At 65.5% G+C, this 24647-nt stretch carries 25 protein-coding genes; 9 read left to right on the forward strand and 16 right to left on the reverse strand.

Going from position 1 to position 24647, the window contains the following annotated elements; translation table 11 throughout:
* Window positions 1-31: 31 nt before the first annotated feature.
* The 5 genes from AC1VVM_RS13865 (at window position 32) to AC1VVM_RS13885 (ending at window position 2734) form a co-directional block, all read left to right on the forward strand.
* On the forward strand, window positions 32-637 hold the full coding sequence (locus AC1VVM_RS13865) for a class I SAM-dependent methyltransferase (RefSeq protein ID WP_482956354.1): 606 nt from the start codon (window positions 32-34) through the stop codon (window positions 635-637).
* A gap of 16 nt (window positions 638-653) precedes the next feature.
* A complete protein-coding gene (locus AC1VVM_RS13870; protein WP_482955205.1) occupies window positions 654-1646 on the forward strand; it encodes a threonine ammonia-lyase in 993 nt (330 codons plus the stop codon).
* Window positions 1647-1719: 73 nt separating this feature from the next.
* On the forward strand, window positions 1720-2142 hold the full coding sequence (locus tag AC1VVM_RS13875; RefSeq protein ID WP_132385623.1) for an MAPEG family protein: 423 nt from the start codon (window positions 1720-1722) through the stop codon (window positions 2140-2142).
* 61 nt (window positions 2143-2203) lie between these two features.
* Window positions 2204-2440, forward strand: a complete 237-nt coding sequence (locus AC1VVM_RS13880) for a hypothetical protein (protein ID WP_132385624.1) — start codon at window positions 2204-2206, stop codon at window positions 2438-2440.
* A 30-nt stretch (window positions 2441-2470) separates the two neighbouring features.
* A complete protein-coding gene (locus tag AC1VVM_RS13885) occupies window positions 2471-2734 on the forward strand; it encodes a hypothetical protein (protein ID WP_132385625.1) in 264 nt (87 codons plus the stop codon).
* Between the two features lie 21 nt (window positions 2735-2755).
* Here the strand turns inward: AC1VVM_RS13885 and AC1VVM_RS13890 are convergent, their stop codons facing one another.
* The 5 genes from AC1VVM_RS13890 to ilvD form a co-directional block, all read right to left on the reverse strand.
* A complete protein-coding gene (locus tag AC1VVM_RS13890) occupies window positions 2756-4018 on the reverse strand; it encodes a class I SAM-dependent RNA methyltransferase (RefSeq protein WP_482955206.1) in 1263 nt (420 codons plus the stop codon).
* Complete coding sequence (locus AC1VVM_RS13895) at window positions 4015-5427, reverse strand: NAD(P)H-hydrate epimerase (RefSeq protein ID WP_482955207.1); 1413 nt, start codon at window positions 5425-5427, stop codon at window positions 4015-4017. Before AC1VVM_RS13895 ends, AC1VVM_RS13890 begins: the two co-directional genes overlap by 4 nt.
* Window positions 5399-5776, reverse strand: coding sequence for a hypothetical protein (locus AC1VVM_RS13900; RefSeq protein WP_482955208.1), 378 nt, complete (start codon window positions 5774-5776; stop codon window positions 5399-5401). The genes AC1VVM_RS13895 and AC1VVM_RS13900 overlap by 29 nt, the downstream gene beginning before the upstream one ends.
* Before the next feature lie 153 nt (window positions 5777-5929).
* Window positions 5930-6811: an OmpA family protein gene (locus tag AC1VVM_RS13905; RefSeq protein ID WP_132385629.1), complete on the reverse strand. Its 882-nt coding sequence runs from the start codon at window positions 6809-6811 to the stop codon at window positions 5930-5932.
* A gap of 608 nt (window positions 6812-7419) precedes the next feature.
* Window positions 7420-9276, reverse strand: a complete 1857-nt coding sequence (gene ilvD, locus AC1VVM_RS13910) for a dihydroxy-acid dehydratase (protein ID WP_132385630.1) — start codon at window positions 9274-9276, stop codon at window positions 7420-7422.
* Between the two features lie 225 nt (window positions 9277-9501).
* Between ilvD and AC1VVM_RS13915 the strand changes: the two genes are divergently transcribed.
* Window positions 9502-10452 carry a hypothetical protein gene (locus AC1VVM_RS13915; protein ID WP_482955209.1) on the forward strand — a complete coding sequence of 317 codons (951 nt, stop codon included), beginning with the start codon at window positions 9502-9504 and terminating at the stop codon, window positions 10450-10452.
* Here AC1VVM_RS13915 and AC1VVM_RS13920 read toward each other — a convergent pair.
* The 4 genes from AC1VVM_RS13920 to AC1VVM_RS13935 form a co-directional block, all read right to left on the reverse strand.
* On the reverse strand, window positions 10428-10994 hold the full coding sequence (locus tag AC1VVM_RS13920; protein WP_482955210.1) for a DUF805 domain-containing protein: 567 nt from the start codon (window positions 10992-10994) through the stop codon (window positions 10428-10430). The genes AC1VVM_RS13915 and AC1VVM_RS13920 overlap by 25 nt on opposite strands.
* Window positions 10995-11052: 58 nt before the next feature.
* Window positions 11053-11802 (reverse strand): N-formylglutamate amidohydrolase, encoded by a 750-nt coding sequence (locus AC1VVM_RS13925; protein ID WP_482955211.1) that lies wholly within the window; start codon window positions 11800-11802, stop codon window positions 11053-11055.
* Window positions 11799-12623, reverse strand: coding sequence for a 4-(cytidine 5'-diphospho)-2-C-methyl-D-erythritol kinase (locus AC1VVM_RS13930; protein ID WP_482956355.1), 825 nt, complete (start codon window positions 12621-12623; stop codon window positions 11799-11801). Before AC1VVM_RS13930 ends, AC1VVM_RS13925 begins: the two co-directional genes overlap by 4 nt.
* Window positions 12624-12915: 292 nt before the next feature.
* Entirely contained in the window at window positions 12916-14565 is a 1650-nt protein-coding gene (locus tag AC1VVM_RS13935) for an electron transfer flavoprotein-ubiquinone oxidoreductase (RefSeq protein WP_482955212.1), read from the reverse strand.
* Window positions 14566-14707: 142 nt separating this feature from the next.
* Here AC1VVM_RS13935 and AC1VVM_RS13940 point away from each other — a divergent pair, with 142 nt between their 5' ends.
* From AC1VVM_RS13940 to moaB, 3 genes are read left to right on the forward strand one after another with little or no spacing between them, the layout of a single operon-like run.
* Entirely contained in the window at window positions 14708-15472 is a 765-nt protein-coding gene (locus AC1VVM_RS13940; RefSeq protein ID WP_482955213.1) for a uracil-DNA glycosylase family protein, read from the forward strand.
* Between the two features lie 43 nt (window positions 15473-15515).
* Window positions 15516-17318 carry a lytic transglycosylase domain-containing protein gene (locus tag AC1VVM_RS13945; protein ID WP_482955214.1) on the forward strand — a complete coding sequence of 601 codons (1803 nt, stop codon included), beginning with the start codon at window positions 15516-15518 and terminating at the stop codon, window positions 17316-17318.
* Window positions 17308-17835: a molybdenum cofactor biosynthesis protein B gene (moaB, locus tag AC1VVM_RS13950; RefSeq protein WP_482955215.1), complete on the forward strand. Its 528-nt coding sequence runs from the start codon at window positions 17308-17310 to the stop codon at window positions 17833-17835. The genes AC1VVM_RS13945 and moaB overlap by 11 nt, the downstream gene beginning before the upstream one ends.
* Before the next feature lie 12 nt (window positions 17836-17847).
* Here the strand turns inward: moaB and AC1VVM_RS13955 are convergent, their stop codons facing one another.
* The 7 genes from AC1VVM_RS13955 to AC1VVM_RS13985 all read right to left on the reverse strand — a co-directional run bounded on the left by AC1VVM_RS13955 (window position 17848) and on the right by AC1VVM_RS13985 (window position 24408).
* Entirely contained in the window at window positions 17848-18690 is an 843-nt protein-coding gene (locus tag AC1VVM_RS13955) for an arylamine N-acetyltransferase family protein (protein WP_482955216.1), read from the reverse strand.
* A gap of 544 nt (window positions 18691-19234) precedes the next feature.
* Entirely contained in the window at window positions 19235-20101 is an 867-nt protein-coding gene (locus tag AC1VVM_RS13960; protein ID WP_482955217.1) for an alpha/beta fold hydrolase, read from the reverse strand.
* Window positions 20102-20448: 347 nt separating this feature from the next.
* Entirely contained in the window at window positions 20449-22083 is a 1635-nt protein-coding gene (locus AC1VVM_RS13965) for an alpha-D-glucose phosphate-specific phosphoglucomutase (protein ID WP_482955218.1), read from the reverse strand.
* Window positions 22084-22302: 219 nt separating this feature from the next.
* A complete protein-coding gene (locus tag AC1VVM_RS13970; RefSeq protein ID WP_482955219.1) occupies window positions 22303-22749 on the reverse strand; it encodes a JAB domain-containing protein in 447 nt (148 codons plus the stop codon).
* Between the two features lie 89 nt (window positions 22750-22838).
* Window positions 22839-23348, reverse strand: coding sequence for a hypothetical protein (locus AC1VVM_RS13975; RefSeq protein WP_482955220.1), 510 nt, complete (start codon window positions 23346-23348; stop codon window positions 22839-22841).
* Between the two features lie 61 nt (window positions 23349-23409).
* On the reverse strand, window positions 23410-23748 hold the full coding sequence (locus AC1VVM_RS13980) for a hypothetical protein (RefSeq protein ID WP_482955221.1): 339 nt from the start codon (window positions 23746-23748) through the stop codon (window positions 23410-23412).
* A gap of 66 nt (window positions 23749-23814) precedes the next feature.
* On the reverse strand, window positions 23815-24408 hold the full coding sequence (locus AC1VVM_RS13985; protein WP_482955222.1) for a sigma factor-like helix-turn-helix DNA-binding protein: 594 nt from the start codon (window positions 24406-24408) through the stop codon (window positions 23815-23817).
* Window positions 24409-24647 lie beyond the last annotated feature (239 nt).

The following is a 24647-nucleotide window of genomic DNA, read 5'->3' on the forward strand; positions in this document are numbered from 1 at the left end:
AACCACCCTTCCCGTCGATCATGCCGCGCTGATGGACCGCGTCTATCGCGGCCAGCGCCACATCTACGACCTCACGCGCAAGTACTATCTGTTCGGCCGCGATCGCCTGATCCGCGAGTTGGACGCGGCGCCGGGAATGGCCGTGCTGGAAGTGGGCTGCGGCACCGGGCGCAATCTCGAACTGGCGGGCAAGGCGTGGCCCGGCGTGGGCCTCCACGGCTTCGACATTTCCGGCGAGATGCTCAAGAACGCGCGCAAGCGGCTGGGTGAGCAGGCCGTGCTCGCACCCGGCGATGCGACTCGCTTCGACCCCAAGGCCCTGTTCGGCCGCGGCGGGTTCGACCGCATTTTCCTCTCCTATACGCTCTCCATGATCCCCGGCTGGCAGGACGCCCTGTCGCGCGCGGTGGCGGCGCTTTCCCCCGGCGGCGTGCTCCATGCCATCGATTTCGGCGACCTCGCGGGCCTGCCTTCCCCCTTGCGGGCGGGCCTGCGGGGCTGGCTGGCGAAGTTTCACGTCACACCCCGGCTGGACTTGCCTATGCAGGCGGCACGCATTGCCGGAGACCGGGGCCTGTCGGTGGAGTTCACGCGCGGGCCACTCGGCTATTACCAGATGGTGCGGCTGACGCGGTGAGTTTATGGCCTTGTCCATGAACGCGAATCTCCCGAACCCGAATCTTCAGCGCCGCCCGACCCACGAAGGCGTGCTCGAAGCCGCCGCCAAAGTCGCGGCGATCCTGCCACGCACGCCGCTGCTGCCGCTTGAGGTCGACGGGCACACGATCTGGTGCAAGGCCGAGAGCCTCCAGCCGGTGGGCGCCTTCAAGATTCGCGGCGCCTGGCACCGCCTTACCGCGCTGTCCGATAACGAGCGCCAACGCGGGGTCGTCGGCGTTTCCAGCGGCAACCATGCGCAGGGCGTGGCATGGGCCGCACGGCGGCTGGGCATTGCCGCTACCATCGTTATGCCGACCGACGCGCCGGAGGTGAAACTCGCCAATACCCGCGCGCTCGGCGCCGAAGTGTTGCTCTATGACCGCCCCGGCGGCGAGGACCGCGACGACGTGGCCAACCGCCTTTGCGACGAGCGCGGGGCCACGCTCGTCCATGCCTACGGCGACCCGTGGATCATCGAGGGTCAGGGCAGCACCGCGATCGAAATCGCGCAGCAAATGGCCGAACGCTGGCTCGGCGCGCCTGACCAGATCGTCGCCCCCTGCGGCGGCGGCGGGCTCACGGCAGGAATCGCGCTCGCCCTTCCCGATGCGGCCGTGGTGCCGGTCGAGCCCGAAGGCTGGGACGATGTCCGCCGCAGCCTTGCGGACGGCGAGATCCGCCGCGTGGCGGCCGATGCGCCGCCCACGGCCTGCGATGCCTTGCAGACGCCGGCCACCTGGCCGATCAACTTCGAGGTGCTGAAAGCCCGCTGCCCGTTCGGGCTCGTCGCCACGCCCGCGGAAGTGCGCGCAGCGCAGCGCCTCGCTTTCGCCAAGCTCCGCCTTGTCATCGAGCCCGGTGGAGCCGCCGCGCTCGCTGCAGTGCTGGCCGGCAAGGTCTCCCTGACCGACCGTACCGCCGTGGTGCTTTCGGGCGGCAACACCGATGCCGAGGCCTTCGCCAAGGTATTGTCCGGAAACGCCTAAGTCCTGACCCAAGTACCGCATTGACAAGCCGGCCGGCGCGGCCGAGGCTCGGGTTCGCAGCAAGGGAGATCCCATGACCGGAATGGCAATCCTGCAACCCGTGGTCGCGCTGGCGGCCTGGACCATGGTCATGTGGTTCTGGCTCTACGGATCGCGCCTTTCCTCGTTCGGCAAAGTCGATCCGGAAGAACTGATCGACGATCCCCATGTCTCGCTCGACCATGTGCTGCCACCGCAGGTCGAGTGGAAAGCCCATAATTACAACCACCTGCTGCAAGATCCGGTGATCTTCTATGCGATCTCGATCACGCTTGCGCTGCTTGGGCTGGGGGATGGGATGAATGCGCAGGTCGCCTGGGCCTACGTGGGCTTCCGGGTCATGCATTCGATCGTGCAGACGACCTTCAATCGCATGCCCCTGCGCTTCGCGTTTTACGCGCTTTCGACCTTCTGCCTGATGTTCCTGATAGCCCGCGCTGCCGTGGTCATGTTCTAGACGAAGCGCTCCCGGCGTAGTAATCTCCTTATCGGGAGATGCGTAGTTCGGGAGGTGCTGCGTGAAGACAGTTCGCCGGCAATTGGCAAGTCCGCCAGTACTGTGGGCAGTACTCGCGCTGGAAATCGCTTTCATCTTCCTGACTTTGGCCACGCTCGTCAGCAAGGTGATGGCAACCAGCTGGAACCTGAGTTGGTCGATGTTCTTCGTGGGCGTGATCGGCAGCGCCTGGGGCGCGGTGATCTACCAACTGCTATCCTGCAATGCCGACGAATCCGAGAACGACGGGAATACGTGACGTTCGCAGCGGATCCCTGTAGGGAGCGCCATGGACTTCGACGATCAGCTCCGCCGCTACTTCGGCACCGACGACCTTTCCACCATCGCCCCTTCCACGCTGGAAACCGGGCTCGATCGCATTCGCGTCGATCTTGGCATGGAGAAGGACCGCGCGCGGCGCTTCGCGCTGTGGTGCCTGCTTTACATGTTCAACGCCTCGCCCGATCTCGATGTCGCCTTCGACAACGAAGAGGACCGCAATTTCGCACGGGATTTCATGGACATGATGGCAAAAGCGCAGGAATCCGACTGAATTCCTACGCTTTTCATTCGGTCAGGCGCGTTCGAAATAGCTCGCGAGTTCGACATGGGTGGACCAGCGGAACTGGCCGACCGGGCGCAGTTCCACCAGCCTGAATCCCGCCTCGATCAGCCGCGCCGCATCGCGCGACCAGCTTGACGGATTGCACGAGACATAGACCACGCGGCCGACGCTCGAAGCCGCAATGCACTCCACCTGCTCGCGCGCACCGGCGCGCGGCGGGTCGAGGATGACGGCATCGAACTTGCTCAGTTCGTCGGGCTGGAGCGGGTTGCGGAACAAGTCGCGGTGGTCGCAGAAAACCGGCAGTTGCGCGCGTCCGGCGGCCGTCTTGCACGCCAGATGGGCATCGCGCGCAGCCTCTGCGGCCAGCACTCTGGTCTGCGGTCCGGCCAGCGCCAGCGCGAACGTGCCGAGGCCGGAGAACAGGTCCGCCACGGTCGCCGCGCCTGCCAGCCAGCCGCGCGCGGCCTCCACCAGCGCCTCTTCGCCGTCCGCCGTCGCCTGCAGGAATGCGCCGGGCGGAAGCGGTACCTGAACGCCACCTAACCGCACCGTAACCGGCACCGGCTCCCACACAGTCTCGAAACCGTAGCCACCATCCATGGTGAAGCGCGCGAGCTTATGTTCGCGCGAGAAATCGAGCATCGCCTCGGTCGCCGCAAGCCCTTCCGCCGTCAGCCCCTTGATGCCGAGATCGACTCCCTGCTCGGTCAGCGTCATCTCGATGTCGGCGGCCATGCGGGGCTGCTGGTGCTTGGTCGGCTTGCCGGGGCGGCCACCCTTCTTGGCAGGCGCCGCCTTGCCCATGGTGATGAGCAGCTTGCGCAGCGGCCCGAGCACGGCGAACAGTTCCGGCGCCATGACCGGGCATTCTTCCAGTTCCACCAGCCGGTGCGATTTCGCCTCGCGGAAGCCGATGGTCACGCGCCCACCCGAGCTTTCGGCGCGCAAGGATACGCGGCGGCGCGCGCCCGGCGGCGAGAGGTAGGGCGGCGCGATCAATTCGGCGCCCAGTTCCTGCGAGGCCGAGGCATTGGCAACGCGCGCGGCGACGAAGTGCTCAAGGCTCTCTTCGTCAAGCTGCTGAAGCTGACAGCCGCCGCAGCGGCCGAAATGGCTGCACGCCGGTTGGATATGATGCGGCCCCCATTCGAGGGTATCGTCCTCATGCAGCAGGTCGCCCGGCGCCGCGCCCCAGGCGAAGCGGCCGGATGCGGTCACACCATCGCCCTTGGCGGCGATACGCAGAATTTCTTCGGTTCCAATAGTCACAGGCAGGCCGCTAGCGCAGCCGGGACCATTTGTCCAAGCTGGCCGGCGGTAAAGGCGGGTCCGGCGCAGCGCGCCGCCTCTCCGTGGAGCCAGACTCCCTCGCAGGCGGCCGCGAATCCTTCCGCTCCGGCAGCGAGGCGGCTGGCGATGCAACCGGCCAGAACATCGCCGGTTCCTGCGGTCGAGAGCCACGAACTGGCGCGCGGCGCGCAGGCGATCCGGCCGTCCGGCGCAGCGATCACCGTGTCCGGCCCCTTGGCGACCACGATCATTCCGGCCGACTTGGCCAGCGCCAGCGCGCGGTCCGCCTTGCTGCCGCTACCATCGCAGCCGAACGTCCGTTCGAGCGTCACCAGTTCACCCTCATGCGGAGTCGCCACTGTCGCGCCCTTGCGCTCGGTCAGCAGGCGTGGCCCGAGCAGCACGAGCGCATCGGCATCGATCACTGCCGGTACCGGATCGGCCAGAGCAATCGCCAGCCGCTCGCGCGCCAGACTGTCTCGCCCAAGGCCCGGGCCCACCAGTACGGCGGTATTCCGGTCGTCGACCAGCACGTCGAACAGCTTGCCCTGATCGACCACGAGATCGGCGGGCACATTGCGCTTGCTGTCCGCGAAAAGCTTCACGTACCCAGCTCCGGCGCCTTGCGCCGCCACACTCGCCAGCACTGCCGCGCCGGGCATCGCTCCGCCGACCACGGCGAGCAGTCCGCGCCGGTACTTGTGCGCATCCACTGCAGGTGCGCCGATCCGGGGCTTGCCGACCGGAACCGCCGCCCCCTCCACGGGAGCCACGCCAATAGGCACTTGCCGCAGCGTGCCCATCGTCGCTGCCGCCGGCATCAGGAAATGCGCGAATTTCCACGCGCCCAGCGCAATCGTCGCATCGTAGTACGGCAGACCGGCGTTCAGCGTCATGCCGGTGTCGGACTGCACGCCGCTCGGCAGGTCGAGTGCCAGCCGGTGATGATGCGCCTGCGCCAGTCGCGTGAGCAATGCCAGATGCTCCGCTGCAAGCGGCCGCGTGAGCCCGCTACCGAACAGGCAATCGACGAAGACATCGCCGTGAATCTCAGTATCGGGCCCTACCACCGCGCCGTGATAAAGCGTGCGCGCCTCGCGCGCCGCGTCGGTTTTCGGATCGCTCGCAGCCACAACCGTAACCTGCCCGCCGCGCTCGCGAATGGCTTCGGCGATCACATAGCCGTCGCCGCCGTTGTTACCGGGACCGCAGAGCACGGTAACCGCCCTGCCCGCCGAAACCCGCCAGACCCATTCGGCCGCGCCAAGCCCGGCAATCCGCATCAGCGCGGAAACCGAAGACCCCGCCGCGATCAGCGCATCTTCAGCCGCGCGCATCTGCGCCACGGTCAGGATCTGGTCATTCTGGGGCAGCAGCCGATGGGGCATGGGGCTTCCTCGTCGCCGGGAACAAGTAGCGGTCGGCCCCGACCGAAACGTCGAGCCGGTCGCCGTTCAACCTTGTTACCGCCACTTGCGCCCCGTCGGCAACCTCAAGCCCGCGTCCGTCGCTGACGACGGCAAAGCGGCGGAAGCCGCCGTCCGGATGGCGGACCAGCAAGGACAGCCCATCCGGCCCTTCCAGCCGCTCGACCGCGCAAACCGGCTGAAGCTTGCCGGAGCCGGAGACGGCACAGGGAATATGCTCGTCCCCCTCGGCCACTTTCGGCGCTTCATGCCGCGACGAGCAAGCGGCGAGCGCGAGGAGCAAGGCAATGCCTGTAAGGGAGCGGGCCATGCGCCTCTGCTACAAGGACATTCCCGCCAGCGACAAGCATCTATGCGGCACAGCCCGAGAATGGGACACATGCCGCCAGACTTGAATTCGGCCGAGCCGTAGCCCGGCCGGAAAACCCGGGGTGGGACCAAAGCCCACCCCGTGCGTCTTGGCTCAGTAGCCGTCCACGGCCTTGCTGACGAGGATGTTCACCGCAACGCGGCGGTTCTGTGCCTTGCCTTCGGGCGTGCTGTTGTCCGCCAGCGGATCGGCCTTGGCCATGCCGGTGGGGGTCAGCATGCGATAGGGCTTCCAGTGGCAAGCCTGCTGGAGGTAGTTCACCACGCGGGTGGCGCGCTTTTCGCTGAGCGTCTGGTTGTAATCGTCGCTGCCGACGGAGTCGGTGTAGCCGACCACCAGCAGAAGGGCATTATCCATGCCGTCGGCCGAAGTGGCCGCCGAGCAGAGATTGCTCTTCGCCTCGGGCGTCAGATCAAACTTGCCCGTGTCGAAGTTCACGTTCGTCGTGCCCTTGATGTTGTACTTGTCGATGTCGCCCATGCGGCCACGCAGAGCTTCGGTTGCCGCTTCGTTGGACGCGAAGCGCTGATCCGTGCCGTTGTGGATCATGGAGGCGACCTTCATGTCCTTGTTCTTCAGATCGATCGAGCTGGCCACCAGCGCGCCGCCGCCCTGCAAGGTGTCGATCGAAACCGGCAGACCATTGAGAAGCTGGTTTGTCGCCAGCTTGTTGCTGTTCAGGCCCAGGAAGCCGCCGCTGGACTTGACCTTGGTGGCACTCGTGACGGTGACGATCGTCTTGTTGCCGTTGGCGCTGGTAACCTGGACCCGGTCACCGCTGCGCGCGGAGATGATGCCTTCGACCTTGGGACCCTTGGTCATGCCGGCCGTGTCGACCGGCTGCTGGCTGGAGGCGTCTGCCGTAACGCTGCCTTCCAGGCCGTCCTGCTGCTGCGCGGAAACGCTGCCGGCCACCGAAACAGCCAGCGTGCCGATCAGTAAAAGGGCTTTGGGGTTTTTGGAAATGACACTCATTGCGCTACTCCTTCAATCTCGACCAGTCGGGCCTGCGTGATCGCAGCTTCTCGTCCGACTGCCGTCCCCCTGTGATGGTGTAACCGGCTGTCAGAACCCCTCCATTTCGCTTCATAAAATGTGCGACCGGTAAGCCGCACCTGAACCATGGATGTTCTGCCTGTTCAGATTCACCTTGCGGGCACATGAACACTCTCCCTAACAACCGGGCACGTGCGGGTAATCCGAGTGCAACGTGCGGTGAACCGATGCAGACTGCACGGACGAAACGCACTTTTGCGTGGCCCGGAACTGCATTTTCACTTGCAGCGATTGGGTTAAGTGGCGCGCTGTTGTTGCGAATAGGGCGGGAATGCGTTTTCGGACCGAATCGAGGGCCTTCTGCTCAACTCATTAAAAACATTCGCCTAGCCAGTTCTTCGCGTATGCTTTCCGCGAAACCGGATTTGGTTCCCGGGCGATCAAAATAAAGTGCAGAAGCGAGCGCACCGGACCGCTTGCACTCTGATCCGCCTGACCGGGAGTACAATAGACAACGGGGCCCCCGCTTTCGCAGGAGCCCCGTCAGGAATTTGGAGATGGGTTGCGCCCTGCCGAAGGGCGTCCCTTTACTTCCGCTTGAGCTGCGTCACATCGCGCACCGCGCCCTTGGCCGCGCTGGTAGTCATGGCCGCATAGGCCTGAAGCGCAGCCGAGACCTTGCGCGGGCGCGGATGGACCGGCGACCAGGCATCGGCACCGCGTGCTTCCTGCTGGGCGCGACGGTGCGCCAACACTTCGTCCGAGACCATCAGGTTGATCGTGCGGCCCGGGATATCGATCTCGATCGTGTCCCCGTTCTCGACAAGACCGATGGCGCCGCCCTCCGCCGCTTCGGGCGAGGCGTGGCCGATCGAGAGGCCCGAAGTGCCGCCCGAGAAGCGACCGTCGGTCAGCAGCGCGCACGCCTTTCCGAGGCCCTTCGACTTGAGGTAGCTGGTCGGATAGAGCATTTCCTGCATGCCCGGTCCGCCGCGCGGTCCTTCGTAGCGGATGACCACGACGTCACCCGCACCGACCTGTCCGCCGAGAATGCCGGCAACGGCGGCATCCTGCGATTCGTAGACGCGCGCGGTGCCGGTGAACTTCAGGATGGAATCGTCCACGCCTGCCGTCTTCACGATGCAGCCGTCCTGCGCGATGTTGCCGTAGAGCACCGCAAGGCCGCCGTCCTGGCTGAACGCGTGCTCCTTGCTGCGGATGACGCCGTTCTCACGGTCGAGATCGAGTTCTTCCCAGCGGCGCGACTGGCTGAAGGCGGTCTGCGTCGGCACGCCGCCCGGCGCGGCCTTGAAGAATTCCTGAACCGAAGGCGCGTTGGTGCGCGAGATGTCCCAGTGGTTCAGCGCATCGCCCAGCGTGCGCGCGTGAACGGTCGGCAGGTCGGTATGCAGCAGGCCTGCACGATCGAGCTGACCCAGGATCGCCATGATGCCGCCCGCGCGGTGAACGTCTTCCATGTGCACGTCGTTCTTCGCAGGCGCGACCTTGGAAAGGCACGGCACCTTGCGGCTCAGGCGGTCGATGTCCTCCATGGTGAAGTCCACGCCCGCTTCGACAGCGGCGGCAAGCAGGTGGAGCACGGTGTTGGTGGAACCGCCCATGGCGATATCGAGGCTCATGGCGTTCTCGAACGCCTTGAAGCTGGCGATGTTGCGCGGCAGCGCGGTCTCGTCTTCCTGCTCGTAATAACGGCGGCAGAGATCGACCGCGAGGCGGCCGGCTTCGAGGAACAGGCGCTGGCGGTCCGAGTGGGTCGCCAAGGTCGAACCGTTGCCCGGCAGCGAGAGGCCCAGCGCCTCGGTCAGGCAGTTCATCGAATTGGCGGTGAACATGCCCGAGCACGACCCGCAAGTCGGGCAGGCCGAACGCTCGATCGCCTTCACTTCTTCATCGGTGTAGCTCTCGTCGGCGGCGGCGACCATGGCGTCGACCAGATCGAGCGCCTGCTCCTTGCCGCGCAGCACGACCTTGCCCGCTTCCATCGGCCCGCCCGAGACGAAGACCACCGGGATATTGATGCGCAGCGCGGCCATCAGCATGCCCGGCGTGATCTTGTCGCAGTTGGAGATGCAGACCATGGCGTCGGCGCAGTGGGCGTTGACCATGTACTCCACGCTGTCCGCGATCAGGTCGCGGCTCGGCAGCGAATAGAGCATGCCGTCGTGGCCCATGGCGATGCCGTCATCGACCGCGATGGTGTTGAACTCCTTGGCGACACCGCCCGCTGCCTCGATCTCGCGCGCGACCATCTGGCCGAGGTCCTTGAGGTGGACGTGCCCCGGAACGAACTGCGTGAAGGAGTTTACAACGGCGATGATCGGCTTTCCGAAGTCCGCATCCTTCATCCCCGTCGCGCGCCAGAGGCCACGCGCGCCCGCCATGTTGCGGCCGTGAGTGGAAGTGCGTGAGCGATAGGCGGGCATTGTGCGAACTCCGGGAAATGACCGGTGCCGCACGTCGCGCGCACCGTCTTGCCCGCGCCCCCTACGCGATGCGGGCGGCTTTTGCGAGCCATAAAATGTCCCGGATGACCGATTTAACTTTCCGGATCATGCGCAATTGCGAGGCGCCGGGGAAGCCCCGATTGACAGGATGGGGGCTTCCATGAAACCGTTTGCAGCAGGGGCATCCGGGCATGGGGGATCACCATGGCACCAATGCGTTGGAGCGGATTTGGCGGCTTTGCGCTGCTTACGGCGGCACTGTCGCTGAGTGGCTGCACGAACGCCCCCGGTAGTCGGGGGCCGACCGAAGGCACCGAATACTGCGACGTGATCCAGGACTATGTCCTGCCCGACGACTGCACGGAATTCGCCAAGCAGGCCGCGCGGCAAACCGACGGCACGGCGGCGTTCAACGCACCCAACCCGCTCGAACGCGGCGAGAGTTTCACGGTGTGGCTGGCGGTTGCCGCCGATCCGCCGAAGCCTCATCCCACGCCCCCACCCTCACCGGCGCCCGCCCCGACACCGCCGCCCAGCCCCAAACCAAGCCCTGCACCCAGCGAGGACGCGTCGGCCGCGCCCGTGGCCGAGGCAACCGACAATGCCGCGCTCGTCACCCCGGCCCCGCCGCCTGCGACCACCGCCGACCTTGCTCCCGCGCCCGAGCAGGTCGTCGCGCAGATGCCCGGCCATGTGCAGCACTTCAGCGTCACCGTGGGCGAGTTCGTGGCGGCGGACCTGCAAGGCGACGACTCCTTCGAGATCAAGCCGCTGCGCGACCGCACCCAGCGCGTCCACCTCGGCAAGCCCTATCCTTCGACGGTCTGGGGCTGGCAGGTCACGCCCAAGCGCGGCGGCGACCACATGATGACGATCACCACCGTAGTGCAGGTCAAGGACCGGCAAGGCCAGTTCTGGGACGTGGTGAGCACGCCGCATTCCTACGGCTTCCACGTCAAGGTGGGCGTGGTCGGCTGGATTCAGGACACTTTGGAAGGCGCGCCGTTCTGGCTCAAGCTGGTTACCGGCGTGATCGTCGCGCTCTCCGCGCTGATCGTGGCGGTGACCGATCTGCGCAAGAAAGTGCTGGCGCTGTTCGGCATCGGGTCAGGCAAGTCCGAGCCGCCCGATCAGCCTTCCGGCGGCAAGCCGTAGCGGTTTTCCTTGGCCCGCCCCGGCTGCGCCAGCAGCAGGACAAGCACGCCTACCGCGCCGAGAAAGAGCAGGCTGTTGAGCGCCAGCAGGCCGAACAGGCCCATGTCCGGCTGAGGCGCGGCGAAGATCGCGGGCATTCTGGCAAAGGAGAAGAACAGGAACGGCAGCGGCAGCAGTCCCCATGCTCCGCCGCGCCCGGCGTCGTGCAGGCGGCGGACGATGGCGGCGGCCAGTAGGACGATGGCCAGCGCGGCAATGCCCTCCATCGCCGCAAAGATCGGCGCCGGGTCCGGCATCAGTTCGGGGTGATTGCCCTCAATGCGGATCTGGTAACTGCCCGGCCCGGTCGTGACAGTCGCCTGATCGGGATGCTCGCGAGCGAACTGCTGCATCCGGGTCATGGTGGAGAGCATCATCGGCGCCACCGCGATGACACCGATCACGAACGTCAGACCGATCACCACCGCGACCCATGGCCAGAACTTCGCACGCGCTTCGCGGCCGGAAAATTTCGCCAGTCGCACCACATGATAGCCGATCATGACGTTCCCCCGATGCTTAGGTGCCGGAAGAGTATCGCGACGGCCCGCACTCCACAAGTCAGCCGAGACGAACCGCAACCTCCCGGCACACCCGCGCCATGCGGTCGGCCCAGAGCGCCTGCCCGGCCGCATCCTCGATCTGGTCCTGCCGGATCTCGATGCCGAGATAGGGGCGGCCATGCGCCTCGGCATGGCGGTTCATCGTCGCGTTGAGCACTTTGCCCGAATAGGGCAACTGGTCACCCACCACGAGCCCCTCGGCCTCCAGCAGCGGAATGGCGATCCGCGCGGCGCGGTCATCCTCGTTGTAGAGCACGCCGACATGCCACGGGCGAGGCTTGTCGCAGGTCGCCAGCGCGGGCGTGAAGCTGTGAAGGGAGAGGATCAGCGCGGGCTCGGCGGCCACCAGCCGGGCTTCGAGACCGTCGTGATAGGCGTGGAAATACCGCGCAAGGCGGGCCGAGCGGCCTTCGGTGCACAGCACATTGCCCGGGATCGCATGGCCGTCCGACACTTCGGGCAGGAGCCCGGGCGCATCGAGGTCGCGGTTGAAATCGCAGACGAGGCGGCTGACATTGGCGAGCCATGCGGCGATGCCGCCGCTCCCGCCGTGCTCGACCATCCGCTCCGCCACGCCCGCCACGCCGATGTCGATGGCGATGTGCCGCTCCATCAGTTCGGCGGGAATGCCAAGGTCGATCCCCTCCGGCACGCGGTTGGAGGCATGATCGCCAACGATCAGGATGCCGCCCGCTTGCGGCGTGCCCAGCAGACGCCAGGCTTCGGTGATGCGCGCTTCGGTAATCAACGCAGGCTCCCGGACAATTGCCACCAATCGGGGCGGACCGCCGCCACCCTTGCCGCCGCTTCGCTTAAGGCTTGCTGACTCTCGTAAAGCGCGAAGCAGGTCGCGCCCGAACCGGACATGCGGGCAAGGAAAGGCGCGGTCTCGCGCAGAACCGCCAGCACGTCCGCCACTGCCGGGCAGATTTCGATGGCGGGGGCTTCGAGATCGTTGCGGCCGGACAGCGCGATGTCACGCAGTGTGCCGCCCGGCATGGGGCCCCGGTCGACCCGGTCCCACGCCTTGAACACCGGGCCGGTCGGCACCGGAAGGCGCGGATTGACCAGCAGGACCGGGCAACCGGCCAGATCGTTTTCGGAAACTTCGGTGAGGTCGGTGCCAGTGCCGGTGCCGATACAGGGCCGCGAGAGCACGCAGGCGGGCACATCGGCGCCCAGCTTGGCGGCGCGGGCGTGCCAGTCCTCGGGCAACCCTTGCGTACGCTCGACCATGCGGAACACGGCGCCCGCGTCGGCCGAGCCGCCGCCCAGACCGGCGGCAACTGGCAGCCGCTTTTCGAGATCGACCGCCCAGCCTTTCCCATGGGGGAGCGCCGTCAGCGCCTTGGCGACGATATTGCCGAAGGGATCGTCGATCTTCGCCGCGAATTCGCCGTGGGTCGTCAGGCGGTCGGCTTCGGCGGGAACCGCCGTCAGTTCATCCCCGGCATCGACGAAGGCAAACAGCGTTTCCAGTTCGTGATAGCCATCCTCGCGCCGTCTGCGGACGTGGAGCGCGAGGTTGATCTTGGCGTAGGCGGTTTCGGAAATCATCGCCTTGTCCATGCCGCTATGCGAACGGAGAGGCAAGGTGGCCCTCGTTTTCGGACTCCCGAATGTTTTTCCAACACCCGAACGTCCTGCCTTTTGTCATCCTGAACTTGTTTCAGGATCCATCTGGCCGCCTGCTCCGAAGCGTCAGGTCACCAGCGGAACTCTCGGCTGGCTGTCTCCAGTTCCGCTCACGCTGCACGATGGACCCTGAAACAAGTTCAGGGTGACGATGAAGAATGGCAGAAATATTGGCCGCAAATAGAATCCGAAAAGGGGGAAAGCTCAGCCTTCCCCCCATCGCCGATTACATATTCGGGTAGTTCGGACCGCCGCCGCCTTCCGGCGTCACCCATTCGATGTTCTGCGTCGGGTCCTTGATGTCGCAGGTCTTGCAGTGGACGCAGTTCTGCGCGTTGATCTGCAGCTTCATGCCCGAACCGTCCGGATCGACGAATTCGTAGACGCCCGCCGGGCAATAGCGCGCCTCGGGACCGGCATAGACCGGCAGGTTGATCCGCGTGGGAACCGTGGGGTCCGTCAGCTTGAGGTGGACCGGCTGGTCTTCCTCATGGTTGGTGAACGAGTAGGACACGCTGGTCAGGCGGTCGAAGCTGATCACGCCGTCCGGCTTGGGATAGGCAACCGGCTTGTAGAGATCCGCGCGTTGCAGGGTGGAAGCGTCGGTGTGGTGCTTCATCGGCTTGGCCACGCCGAAGCCGAACAGCGTGCGCAGCCACATGTCCGCGCCCGCCAGCACCGTGCCGATCTCGCCGCCCCACTTGGCGACCAGCGGCTCGGCGTTCTGGACGAGCTTCAGTTCCTTGGCGATCCAGCTTTCGCGCACGGCGGTATCGTATTCGCCCAGCGTGTCCTGCTCGCGGCCCGCCTTGATCGCCGCGGCAATCGCCTCGGCCGCGAGGATGCCGCTCTTCATCGCGGTATGCGTGCCCTTGATGCGCGGCACGTTGACGAAGCCCGCCGAGCAACCCGCCAGCACGCCGCCCGGGAAGGCCAGCATCGGCACCGACTGCCAGCCGCCCTCGTTGATGGCGCGCGCGCCATAGGCCACGCGCTTGCCGCCTTCGAGAATCGCGCGGATTTCCGGGTGCTGCTTCCAGCGCTGGAATTCCTCGAACGGATAGACGTAGGGATTCTTGTAATCGAGCGCGGTGACGAAGCCGAGCGCGACCTGATTGTTCGCCTGGTGATAGAGGAAGCCGCCGCCCCAGCTGTCGGTCTCGCTCATCGGCCAGCCCTGCGTGTGGATCACGCGGCCGGGGACGTGCTTGTCCGCCGGGATGTCCCAGAGTTCCTTGATGCCGATGCCATAGATCTGCGGCTCGCAATCGGCCTCCAGATTGTACTTGGCCTTCAGGCGCTTGGTCAGGTGGCCGCGCGCGCCTTCGCAGAACACGGTGTACTTGCCGAGCAGGTTCATGCCCGGCTGGAAGTCGTCCTTGGGATTGCCCTCTCGGTCCACACCCATGTCGCCGGTCTGCACGCCGATCACGGCGCCGGCATCGTCATAGAGGATCTCGGCAGCAGGGAAGCCCGGGAAGATCTCGATCTCCAGCGCTTCGGCCTGTTCGGCCAGCCAGCGGCAGAGGTTGCCCAGCGAACCGGTGTAGCTGCCCTTGTTGGACATCAGCGGCGGCATCACCAGATGCGGCAGCGAGAACTTCTTCTTCTTGGTAAGGTGCCAGTGCCAGTTGTCCGTCACCGGGGTTTCGACCAGCGGGCAGCCGTCTTCGCGCCAGGTGGGCAGCAGCTCGTCCAGCGCCTTGGGATCGATGGTGGCGCCCGAAAGGATGTGGGCGCCGATCTCCGAGCCCTTTTCAAGGACGCAGACGGAAAGTTCGGGATCGACCTGTTTCAGACGGATCGCCGTGGCAAGGCCGGCTGGCCCGCCGCCGACGATGACGACGTCGTAAGGCATCGATTCACGTTCAATCATGGCAACCCTCGTAGTCTGGCCCCGTAATCTGGCCCGGTTCTGGCCCCAACAGCCCCTGAAATTCACGATTCACGCACTTAAACGCGCGATTAATTCGTGTTGTGCCTTGATTGGTGGAATGCGACAGGTCAAGACCCACGCGATGGATCAGGCCCCAAATCGGCAATTTCTGGACGATATCAAATCCGATATCACCGCCGCGCTCGACTGGTGGCGCGAGGCGGGGGTCGATTGCGACTTCCTCGACGAACCGCGCGAATGGATCGTGCCCGAGGAAGAGCAGGCCGAAGACGGCAGTCGCCGCCCGCCGCGCCGTCGCCCGCAAGTGGTGGAGGAAGCCCCCGCCGCGCCCACCAGCATCGATCCCAAGCTGCTGCCCGCCGACCTCGACGCCTTCCGTTCATGGTGGATGACCGAGACCCTGCTCGACGATGGCGGCCCCACCGGCCGCCTGATGCCCGAGGGTGAGGCAGGTGCCGAACTGATGATCGTGATGGAAACGCCCGAAGGCGAGGACCGCGAGCGCCTGCTCACCGGACCGCAGGGCAGGCTGCTCGACGCGATGCTCAAGGCTTTCGGCATGCGGCGCGAGGATGTCTACCTCGCCAGTGCCCTGCCCCGCCCCGATCCGGTGCCCGACTGGCGCGCAGCGGCCTCTCGCGGGGTGGGCGACGCGCTGGCGCGACATATCGTTTTGGCCGCGCCGAAGCGGCTGATTGTGCTCGGAGGCAACGTTCTGCCGCTGATCGGCCACGAATCACCGCAACGGGCTGCCGTTTTAAGACAATTTCACCATGAAGGAATGACGATACCTCTGTTGGCAGGATGGGGGCTTGCTGCGCTGCTGCAAAATCCGCGCGCGAAAGCAAGTATCTGGAGGGCCTGGCTGGAGTGGACGGCACCCTGAGGGAGCATCCATCCGGCCACGAAATTCGGGGTCAGGTCGCAGGATGCGGGGAATTGAAGTGAAACACATTGCCAAGGCAGCGCGCGCCGCGGGGGTGGCTGCGCTAGCTGTCGCCACGCTGGCAGCCACGCCGGCATTCGCCAACAGCGCAGCGGTGGAATACTTCCGCACCCGCGCAGACAACACGGCGGTCCCGTCGCTGCTCAGCCAGGACGATCGGGATTACTACAAGCAGGCCTTCGCCGCAGTGGACGCCAAGGACTGGGCGACCGTGCAGAAGATGCTGACGGACCGTCCGGACGGCCCGCTCCACCAGCAGCTCCGCGCCGAATACTTCCTTGCCTCGGGCTCGCCCAAGATCGAGCTTAGCGACCTCCAGACCTGGCTGGCTCAGGGCACTGAGCTTCCCGGCGCCGACCAGATCAGCCGCCTCGCCCTGAAGCGCGGCGCCGCCAGCGTGCCCACCGTCCCCAGCGAACAGGCTTTCGCCCGTTTGCCGACGATGACCAAGCGCGTGCGCCCGGCCTCGATCGATGACGGCACGATGCCCGCCGCGATTTCGGCCAGCATCAACGACCGCATCAAGAACGACGATCCGACCGGCGCGCGCACCCTGCTCGACGGTATCGACGCTTCGCTCAGCCCTTATGCGCAGGCCGAATGGCGCCAGAAGGTCGCCTGGGCCTATTATATCGAGAACCTTGACGCGCAGGCCTATCAGGCGGCGCAGCTGGGCGCGATGGGCGCGGGCCCGTGGGTGGGCGAATCGTGGTGGACCGCCGGACTTGCCGCCTGGCGTCTGGGCGACTGCGACGGCGCCGCCGACGCCTTCGACAAGACCGCGAAGAATTCCGAGAACGCCGAACTCAGCAGCGCCGCGCACTATTGGCGCAGCCGCGCGCTGGTCCGCTGCCGCAAGCCGGAGATGGCTGCCACCGAACTGCGCCTTGCCGCTGCGCGTGACGAAACGCTCTACGGCATGCTCGCCGCCGAGCAGCTGGGCATGAAGCTGCCCGAACAGCACGCCGCCGCCGACTTCACGCAGGCCGACTGGCAGGCACTGCGCAACACCCCCAATATCCGTGCCGCCGTGGAACTCTCCGAAATCGGCGAGGACGGCCTTGCCGACGAAGTGCTGCGCCATCAGGCCCGCATCGGCGATGCCTCGCAATATGTGCAGATCACCCGCCTTGCCCGCGATCTCGGCCTGCCTTCGACCCAGCTCTGGATGGCCTACAATGCGCCGACCGGCGGCCGCCCGGAACCGGCCAGCCGCTTCCCGACGCCGAAGTGGACTCCCGCCGGCGGCTGGAAAGTCGATCCGGCGCTCGTCTATGCGCATACGCTTCAGGAATCGATCTTCCAGACCAGCGTCGTCAGCCCTGCCGGCGCGCGCGGCCTGATGCAGATCATGCCCGCCGCCGCGCGCGACCATGCCGCCGCGCTGGGCGTGTCCGGCACGCCGGGCGATCTCAACAAGCCCGAGGTCAACCTCGCCTTCGGCCAGCAGCACTTGCAGACCCTGCGCGACGCGCCGGGCACGCAGGGCCTGCTGCTCAAGGTCATGGCGGCCTATAACGCGGGCCTCGTGCCGATCACCCGCTGGAATACCGAAGTGAACTGCGGCGGCGATCCGCTGCTGTGGATGGAATCGCTGCCCTACTGGGAAACGCGCGGTTACGTGAACATAGTGCTGCGCAACTACTGGATGTACGAGCGTCAGGCTGGCGGCCCTTCGGAAAGCCGCATGGCGCTTGCACAGGACCTGTGGCCGACTTTCCCGGGCCTCACCGGCTCGCAGGCCGTCCACATGGCAGCGAACGGAGCGATTGTGCGTGGCCATTGATCCTGATCGTCAATTCAAGCCCATCAACATCGCCCTGCTCACCGTTTCCGACACCCGTGGCCCCGAGAATGACACCTCAGGCGACATTCTCGAACAGCGCATCCGCGACGCCGGCCACCGGCTCGTCACCCGCGCCATCGAGAAGGACGATGCCGCCCGCCTCGCCAGCCGCTTCAACAACTGGATCGACGATCGCGAGATCGACGCCATCGTCACCACCGGCGGCACCGGCCTGACCGGCCGCGATGTCACGCCCGAAGCGATCGACCAGGTAAAGGATCGGGACATTCCCGGCTTCGGCGAACTGTTCCGCTGGCTGTCCTACCAGACCATCGGCACCTCAACCGTCCAGTCGCGCGCCTGCGCGGCGGTGGCGCGCGGGACTTACATCTTCGCCCTGCCCGGCTCCAACGGCGCGGTGAAGGACGGTTGGGACGGCATCCTTGCCGAACAGCTCGACAGCCGGAACCGCCCCTGCAATTTCGTCGAACTGATGCCGAGGCTCAGAGAAGTCTGAGCCTCGCCTTCTTCAGGCAAACAGCGGCAGGCGTGCCGCTTCCTCGTCTGACAGGGCAATGCCCATGACTTCGCGCAGAGTGCGGGCGTAATCGGCCGCATCGGCAATCTCGCGCGTCTCGCTGGCGCCGTTTCGGTAGAGCGAAAGCTGGCGGTCCGTCATGGCCGCGAAGCCGTTTTCCAGCACCACACTGGCCACGCAGAGCGTGGTGAAGCGCGTGTTCGGGCGGGTCGAGGTCCAGTGGTTGCCCATCTCGAGATCGTCCTGCGCGACCTCGCTGAGGTCGAAGATATATTGCGGCTGCCAGTCGCCGTGCGGCGCGCTGCGTCCGTCGGTGGCGCTGGCCGGCCCCGCGCGTTCAAGCCGCCATTCGCCGCCAAGCGATCCGCGCTCGCCGCTGCGCAGCAGGCGATGCCACGCGCCGTCCGGCTTCTGCGCCTGCGCGCCGTCCTCCAGCGGCATCGGCGGCACGAAGCTGCCTCCGAATCCTGCATCGGCAATCCACGCCGCGCCCTGCATGTTCACCAGTACCAGCGTATGCGTGCGGGGCGGCGCGGCATGTTCGGCCAGCCCCAGCAACACGCGCGCCAGCAGCGGCCGGTTGACGAGACCGATGGCCGACAGAACGTCCGAAAACAGCCGGTTCTGCTCGAAACAATAGCCCCCTCGCCCACGCATGACGAGCTTGTCGAAGACGCTGGCGCTATCGATGCGGATGCCCTCGTCCAGCGGGATGGCCAGGTTTTCGAAGCCGATGGCGCGGCGATGCGCCAGTTGCAGCGCTGCGAGGCCTTCGGGATCGGCGGCAGGTGCGGCGTCGAGGCCGATACGTGCGAGGTAGCGATCGAGGTTCATCATCGCTCTAGAGCACCTCGTTCCATTGCCGGGCAAGCCTGTTGATAAGTTTGTCGATATAGCAGGCATATCCTGTCAGGAAGCTGTCGGCAGATGGTGCACAAGCCGGGATAACTTTGCGAAAGTTTGTGGATATATCGGGCATAATCAGTGGACCGGCTGTGGGTGTGATGTGGGCGGCCGGTGGGTAAATCCTCCCGGACTGCGTACCGCTGCTTCTCAAGAAAAGCGGGGTCCCCGCCTTCGCGGGGACGACGGGGTTTGGGTTCTGGAGCCTCGCTCTCTCGAGCTTGCCAATTGCGGGCCCCCGCCCGTCGTCGTCCCGGCAAACGGCAGCATGGTGATTGACGCGCTCCCGGCAAACGCGCCATTCGCATGGCACTTTGTTCAAGCGCCGTGGCAGGTTCCCCGCTTTCGTTGAGATGACGGAGGAGGAAAGGCGGTGCCTAACGCCCCCCGTCATCCCCGCGTAGGCGGGGATCCCGCTTCTTCTGTGCGAGGTGCAACCAGAGCCCCGAATACACCCCGGCGAAGACGACGTCCGTTACTGGCTCGCAAGCTCAAGCAAAAACGGCACCAGCTTCGGCCACGAACGGAACAGCGTGTGCCCGTTTCCGCCCGAATGCGTCTCGACCGAACGCTCGTTCCACTCGTCGTTGCCCCATGGCGGATCGATGAACCGCGAATGCGGGATCATGCGGTGCACCCATTCCGACGTGGCCCGCGTGTGCGAAAGATCGCTGGTGCCTGAGCGGAACACCAGCACCGGCATCGTCAGCCGCGCAAAGTCGCGCTGGGTCATGCCCGGGACCGGGCTCACCGGCGAAGGCACGTAAGCCGCCGCCCATTTCTGCATCACCGCGATGAACTTGTCCGGATCCTGCGACAGGATGAAATCGCGCGCGCGCGGGCTTTTGGCGAAGTTTTCCGCCCAGCTCGTTGCCGAAAGGACAGCCTCCATGCCGCCCCGGCTGGCCAGCGTCCCCGCCTCGCCGCAATAATAAGTGGCGAGCTGCATGAGCCCGATCGGATCGCCCGAGATCCACCAGAGCGCAAGGTGCGAGCAGATCTCCGGATCGCGCGCCGCCGCCAGCATCGAGACGCGGCTGCCGCCCGATCCGCCCGCAATCATCGTCGGGCCAAGGTCCAGCTTGCGGATCAGGCCAGCGAGCGCCTCTGCCTGCATCTCGGATTCGCTCTCGCCCAGCAGGCACGCATCGGATGCGCCGCAGTTCGGGCGATCGTAGATCAGGACCCGCCGCCCCGCCGCGACAAGGCCCTCGGCCATCTCGCGCAGGCCCGGTACCTCCATGGTGAAGCGCCCGCCCGGCGTCAGCGCCACGGCCGGGTCGCCCTCCTTGCCGAGCAATTCATAGGCAATGCCGATTCCACCCACGTCGGTCCGAGGCATCCGCGTTCTCCCCAATGCGCCCTTCGCGGGCGTCGCGAGCGGGATGCTCTGCCGCGCCAACGACGCGCGCAAGACAGCCGCCGCGAAACCGCCACGGCGTTGCGCTGCGCGGGGCCGCGTGGACAGCCTTGTGGATAAGATCGGCAGAAACCGGGCAAAGCATGTGCATTCATCGGGATAAATGCGGTCGCAAGCGCACCGGATTTGCCATCAGCTAGCGCCCGAAAGCAGCCGCAATGTGTTGATTCTTCGGGATCTCACGGACCGCGCCGACACGCCGGAATGTCGCTATTCCGGCGTGTCGAAATTACCTGAAGTCGTGGGCCCGAAGCCCGGAACGCACCTGCTCAGGTAATGACGTCAGGCGCCGTGCGTCCGGTGTGGCGCGCGATCCCGGCGATGGCGTCGGCAGCGGCGATCTGGTGCTCCAGCATCGCGGCGGTCTCGGCGTCGAGATGGCCGAGCGGCTGCTCGTAGCGTTCGAGGTAGACGCGCAGTGTGGCCCCTTGCGTGCCCGTGCCCGAAAGGCGGAAAACCACGCGGCTGCCATCCTCGAAAAGCACGCGGATGCCCTGATTTTCGCTGACCGAATGGTCGACAGGATCGGTATAGGCAAAGCTATCGGCATGCGCGACGGTCAGCGGACCGAACGTCTTGCCCGGCAGCGCGGGCAATGCGGCCTTGAGTTCGGCCATCAGAGCATCGGCGTTTGTCTTGTCGATGGCTTCGTAGTCGTGCCGCGCGTAGTAATTGCGGCCAAAGCGCGCCCAGTGAGACTTCGCCAGTTCGTCGACGCTTATCCCGCGCACGGCGAGGATATTGAGCCAGAGCAGCACGGCCCAGAGCCCGTCCTTCTCGCGCACGTGGTCCGAGCCGGTGCCCGCGCTTTCCTCGCCGCAGATCGTGGCCTTGCCCGCATCGAGCAGGTTGCCGAAGAACTTCCATCCGGTGGGCGTTTCGTAGCAGGGAATGCCTAAAGCCGTGGCCACGCGGTCGGCTGCACCGCTGGTCGGCATCGAGCGGGCAATTCCGGTCAGGCGGCCGCGATAGGCGGGCGCGATCTCGATATTGGCGGCCAGCATGGCCAGCGAATCGGACGGCGTCACGAAGCGCCCGCGGCCGATGATGAGATTGCGATCGCCATCGCCGTCCGATGCCGCGCCGAGATCGGGCGCGTCAGGCCCCATCATCAGATCGTAGAGGTCCCGCGCGTGGATCAGGTTGGGATCGGGATGGTGCCCGCCGAAGTCCTCCAGCGGCGTGCCGTGCACCACCGTCCCCTGTTCAAAACCGAGGCGTTTTTCGAGGATCTCGTGCGCATAGGGCCCGGTCACGGCCCCCATCGCGTCGAAACGCATGGTGAAGCCGGAAGAGACCATCGCGCGGATCGCGTCGAAATCGAACAGCGTCTCCATCAATTCCGCATAGTCGGCAACCGGGTCCAGAATGGCGACCGTGGTGTCGCCCACGCGGACCTCGCCCAGCTTGTCGAGGTCGATGTCGTCCGTCTTGACGGTGAGCCAGCGGTCGATCGTCTCGGTCCGCGCATGGATCGCGCCGGTCACGCTCTCCGGCGCGGGGCCGCCGTTGGCGATGTTGTACTTGATGCCGAAATCCTCGTCCGGGCCGCCGGGATTGTGACTGGCCGAAAGGATCAGGCCGCCGCTGGCGCCGTACTTGCGGATCACGTGGCTGGCCGCCGGGGTCGAGAGAATGCCCCCGCGCCCGACCAGCACGCGCGCATAGCCATTGGCAGCGGCCATGCGGATCGCCTGCTGGATCACCTCGCGGTTGTGGAAGCGTCCGTCACCGCCGATTACCAGCACTGCGCCCGGTGCGGGCCTCACCACATCGAACACCGACTGGATGAAGTTTTCCGCGTAATTGGGCTGCTGGAACACCCGCACTTTCTTGCGCAGGCCCGAGGTCCCGGGCGCCTGACCTTCATACGGAGTGGTGGGTACGATCACGGTCCGGGTCAAGGGCGTGTCTCCAATGCAGTGGGGGGGAAGTGTGCGGCAGGAATGTGAAAGCCGAAGGAATACCGGAAGCGGAGCCAAGCGATTTCGAAAGCTGGGCAATTCCGCCGGATAGAGAGTGTCTGGAAGTAACGAAAGACAGTCTGGTTCCATCGCCCACAATGTCAAATACCCGAACGGGGCATTTCGGCGGAATGATGGGTCCTGCGCGATAAACGCCTTTCAGATCAATCCTCTCTCGCGAAAACTCACGGTCCGGTTCCAGCCTATCACGACGTGATCGTCGAGTTCGAGGTCGAGCGCGCCGACAATCTCGCCGAAATGACGGGTTGCCCGGATGTCCGCCGCGCTGGGCTCGGGATTGCCCGAGGGGTGGTTGTGCGCGATCACCAGCCGCCTGGCGTCAAGGTCGAAGGCACGGCGTACCGTGCGGCGCAGCGGCAGCGTCGCCGTGTTGCAATGGGCCCCCGCGTAGAAATCCTCGGCGATGAACAGACCTTCCGCCGTCAGGAACAGGACCAGCACGCATTCCTCGTGACGCGGGCCGAGCCTGCGGACGAGGTATTGGCGCAGCCGTGGGTTTCCCGGCTCGGTAGGTTCGCCATAGAGCGCTTCGCGGGCGGCCAGCATATTGATGTCACGCGCCACGATGATCGCTGCCACCAGCATATCCTCGTTGCAGTTGCCCCCCCTAATCGCGTCAGCGAGAGCCGTGGGCGATGCGCAGGTAATCCCGCGCAGCGACCCGAACGACTGGATCAGGCGGCGGGCGATGTCCTCGGCCTGCCCTTTTGCAAAGGGCTGGAGGATGTGCGCCAGCAGCGATAGCTGCCCGCTGTCTTCTGCCGCCGCATGTGCGACGCAAGACCAATCCCCATCGCGATCGTCTGTGCGTAGGAGGGCATGATGCTCATCGCCAAATAGCCCGTCCCCGCCAAATCGTGGGCCAGCAGCGGATAGAAATGACTTGAGAGCGCCACCATCTGCGCGCCCCCTATCCACAGCGGGTAGCTCCGGTTGGCGCTGAGAGCAACAGTGACGAAGACTGCAAGGCCGATAACGTCGATCGCGAAATGACCAAGGTTCACTCCCATGACCATCACGGGATGCTGTCCGGTGATCAGGTGATAGATCCGGTCGAACACAAGCATGCCGAGAAGGGTTGTCGTCAGGATGCGTTCCGGCGCTGCACCACGGCGCAGCGCCAGAACGAACAATATCAGGAGTACGGCGTGAAGCACGTAGGCCCGCGCATCCCAGATCAGCATGGCGGCCCCCCGCCGCCATGCGAACCCGATCGCGCGGACCTCGCGGACCCGCCGGACCTGTTCAGGCGACCTGAAGCAGCGACGCTTCTTCGACCAGAGTGCCCGACGCGGGGCAGGCTTCGGGCTCGTCGATGATGGCCTTGACCTCGCGGCCGGCGTCGAGCAGCGCGCGGTGAACGCGGATCATGTCGTTCTGGCATTCGATCAGCGAGCGCTGCGACTTGGCAAGGCGCAGGATCGCGGTCTGGCCCGTGAAATTCGCCACGCCGTCCGCCTGGCGTGCCAGCAGCATCGATTCCATCAGGCGGGCAGAGGCAAGGAGCGCCGAATCGAGCGAAAGCTCGGCTTCGGGGAGCTGGCGGCTGATGCAGGCAGTGGCTGCGGAAATCGTCATCGACATAACGACCCTCCATCGACGCCTCCGACCCGAACGAGGCGCCTGACATTGTGAGCGATCGAGGCTGGCTCACGAGAGCCGGCTCAGCGCCGTGGCAAGATCCAGTCCAAACACCGCAACAAGCAGCAGGCCGCCGGCGATGAGGACCATGGCTGCCATGCGGTTGAGACCTGCATCGGGACCATCGAGCACCTCGGGAACAAGCCGGTCGACCGGTTCGGCGTGCCAGGGCGCCTCCACTCTGAAGGTCACTCCATCGGCAAGCCTGAGGCGGTCGCCCTGCTCGTCCTGCCCCCATTCTTCGGCGGCAACGTCGATTGGCGAAACCTGAGGATTCTTGTCTGGTAGAGGATTACAGGCTGCATCCGGCAGCTTCTGGTACTGGCGATAGACGCGCGCCAGCTCCGCCCGCGGCGGCGAGCCGGTGCGATTGCGAACGCCTTCGATGCGCTGATTCACCGCGCTTTCGGAAATCCCGAGTTCCCATGCGATTTCCTTGCTCGTGCGATTCTCCGCCACGAGGCTCAACACCTCATGCTGTTTCTCGGTCAACAGCGGCAAGACTTCCAAAATCCGCCGAAACTGCGCCGATTCCGGTTCGTGCGCCCAACAATCGATTTCCATCGAACCCGTACTTCCCCGTTCCAACGAGGCATCCCCCACCCCGCCGGTCCTTTCTTGCTACATATATGTCGGTAACCAATTGGTGTTCAACCCGGCGCACTGGCAAATGCCATCGAGCGAGCGGCTTTTCCGGCAGCTTAAATGGGACCTTTTCCAGACCAATCGCCGAAACGCCGCGCTCGGCCGCCAGAATTTTCTGCGCGGGCCTTAACTACGTTCGCAAACCCAATGCTTTAGCCGTGCCCGTGCACCGAATTCGTCAGTCTGTAACAACTGCG

It is taken from the genome of Novosphingobium sp. BL-S-33 (assembly GCF_056857025.1).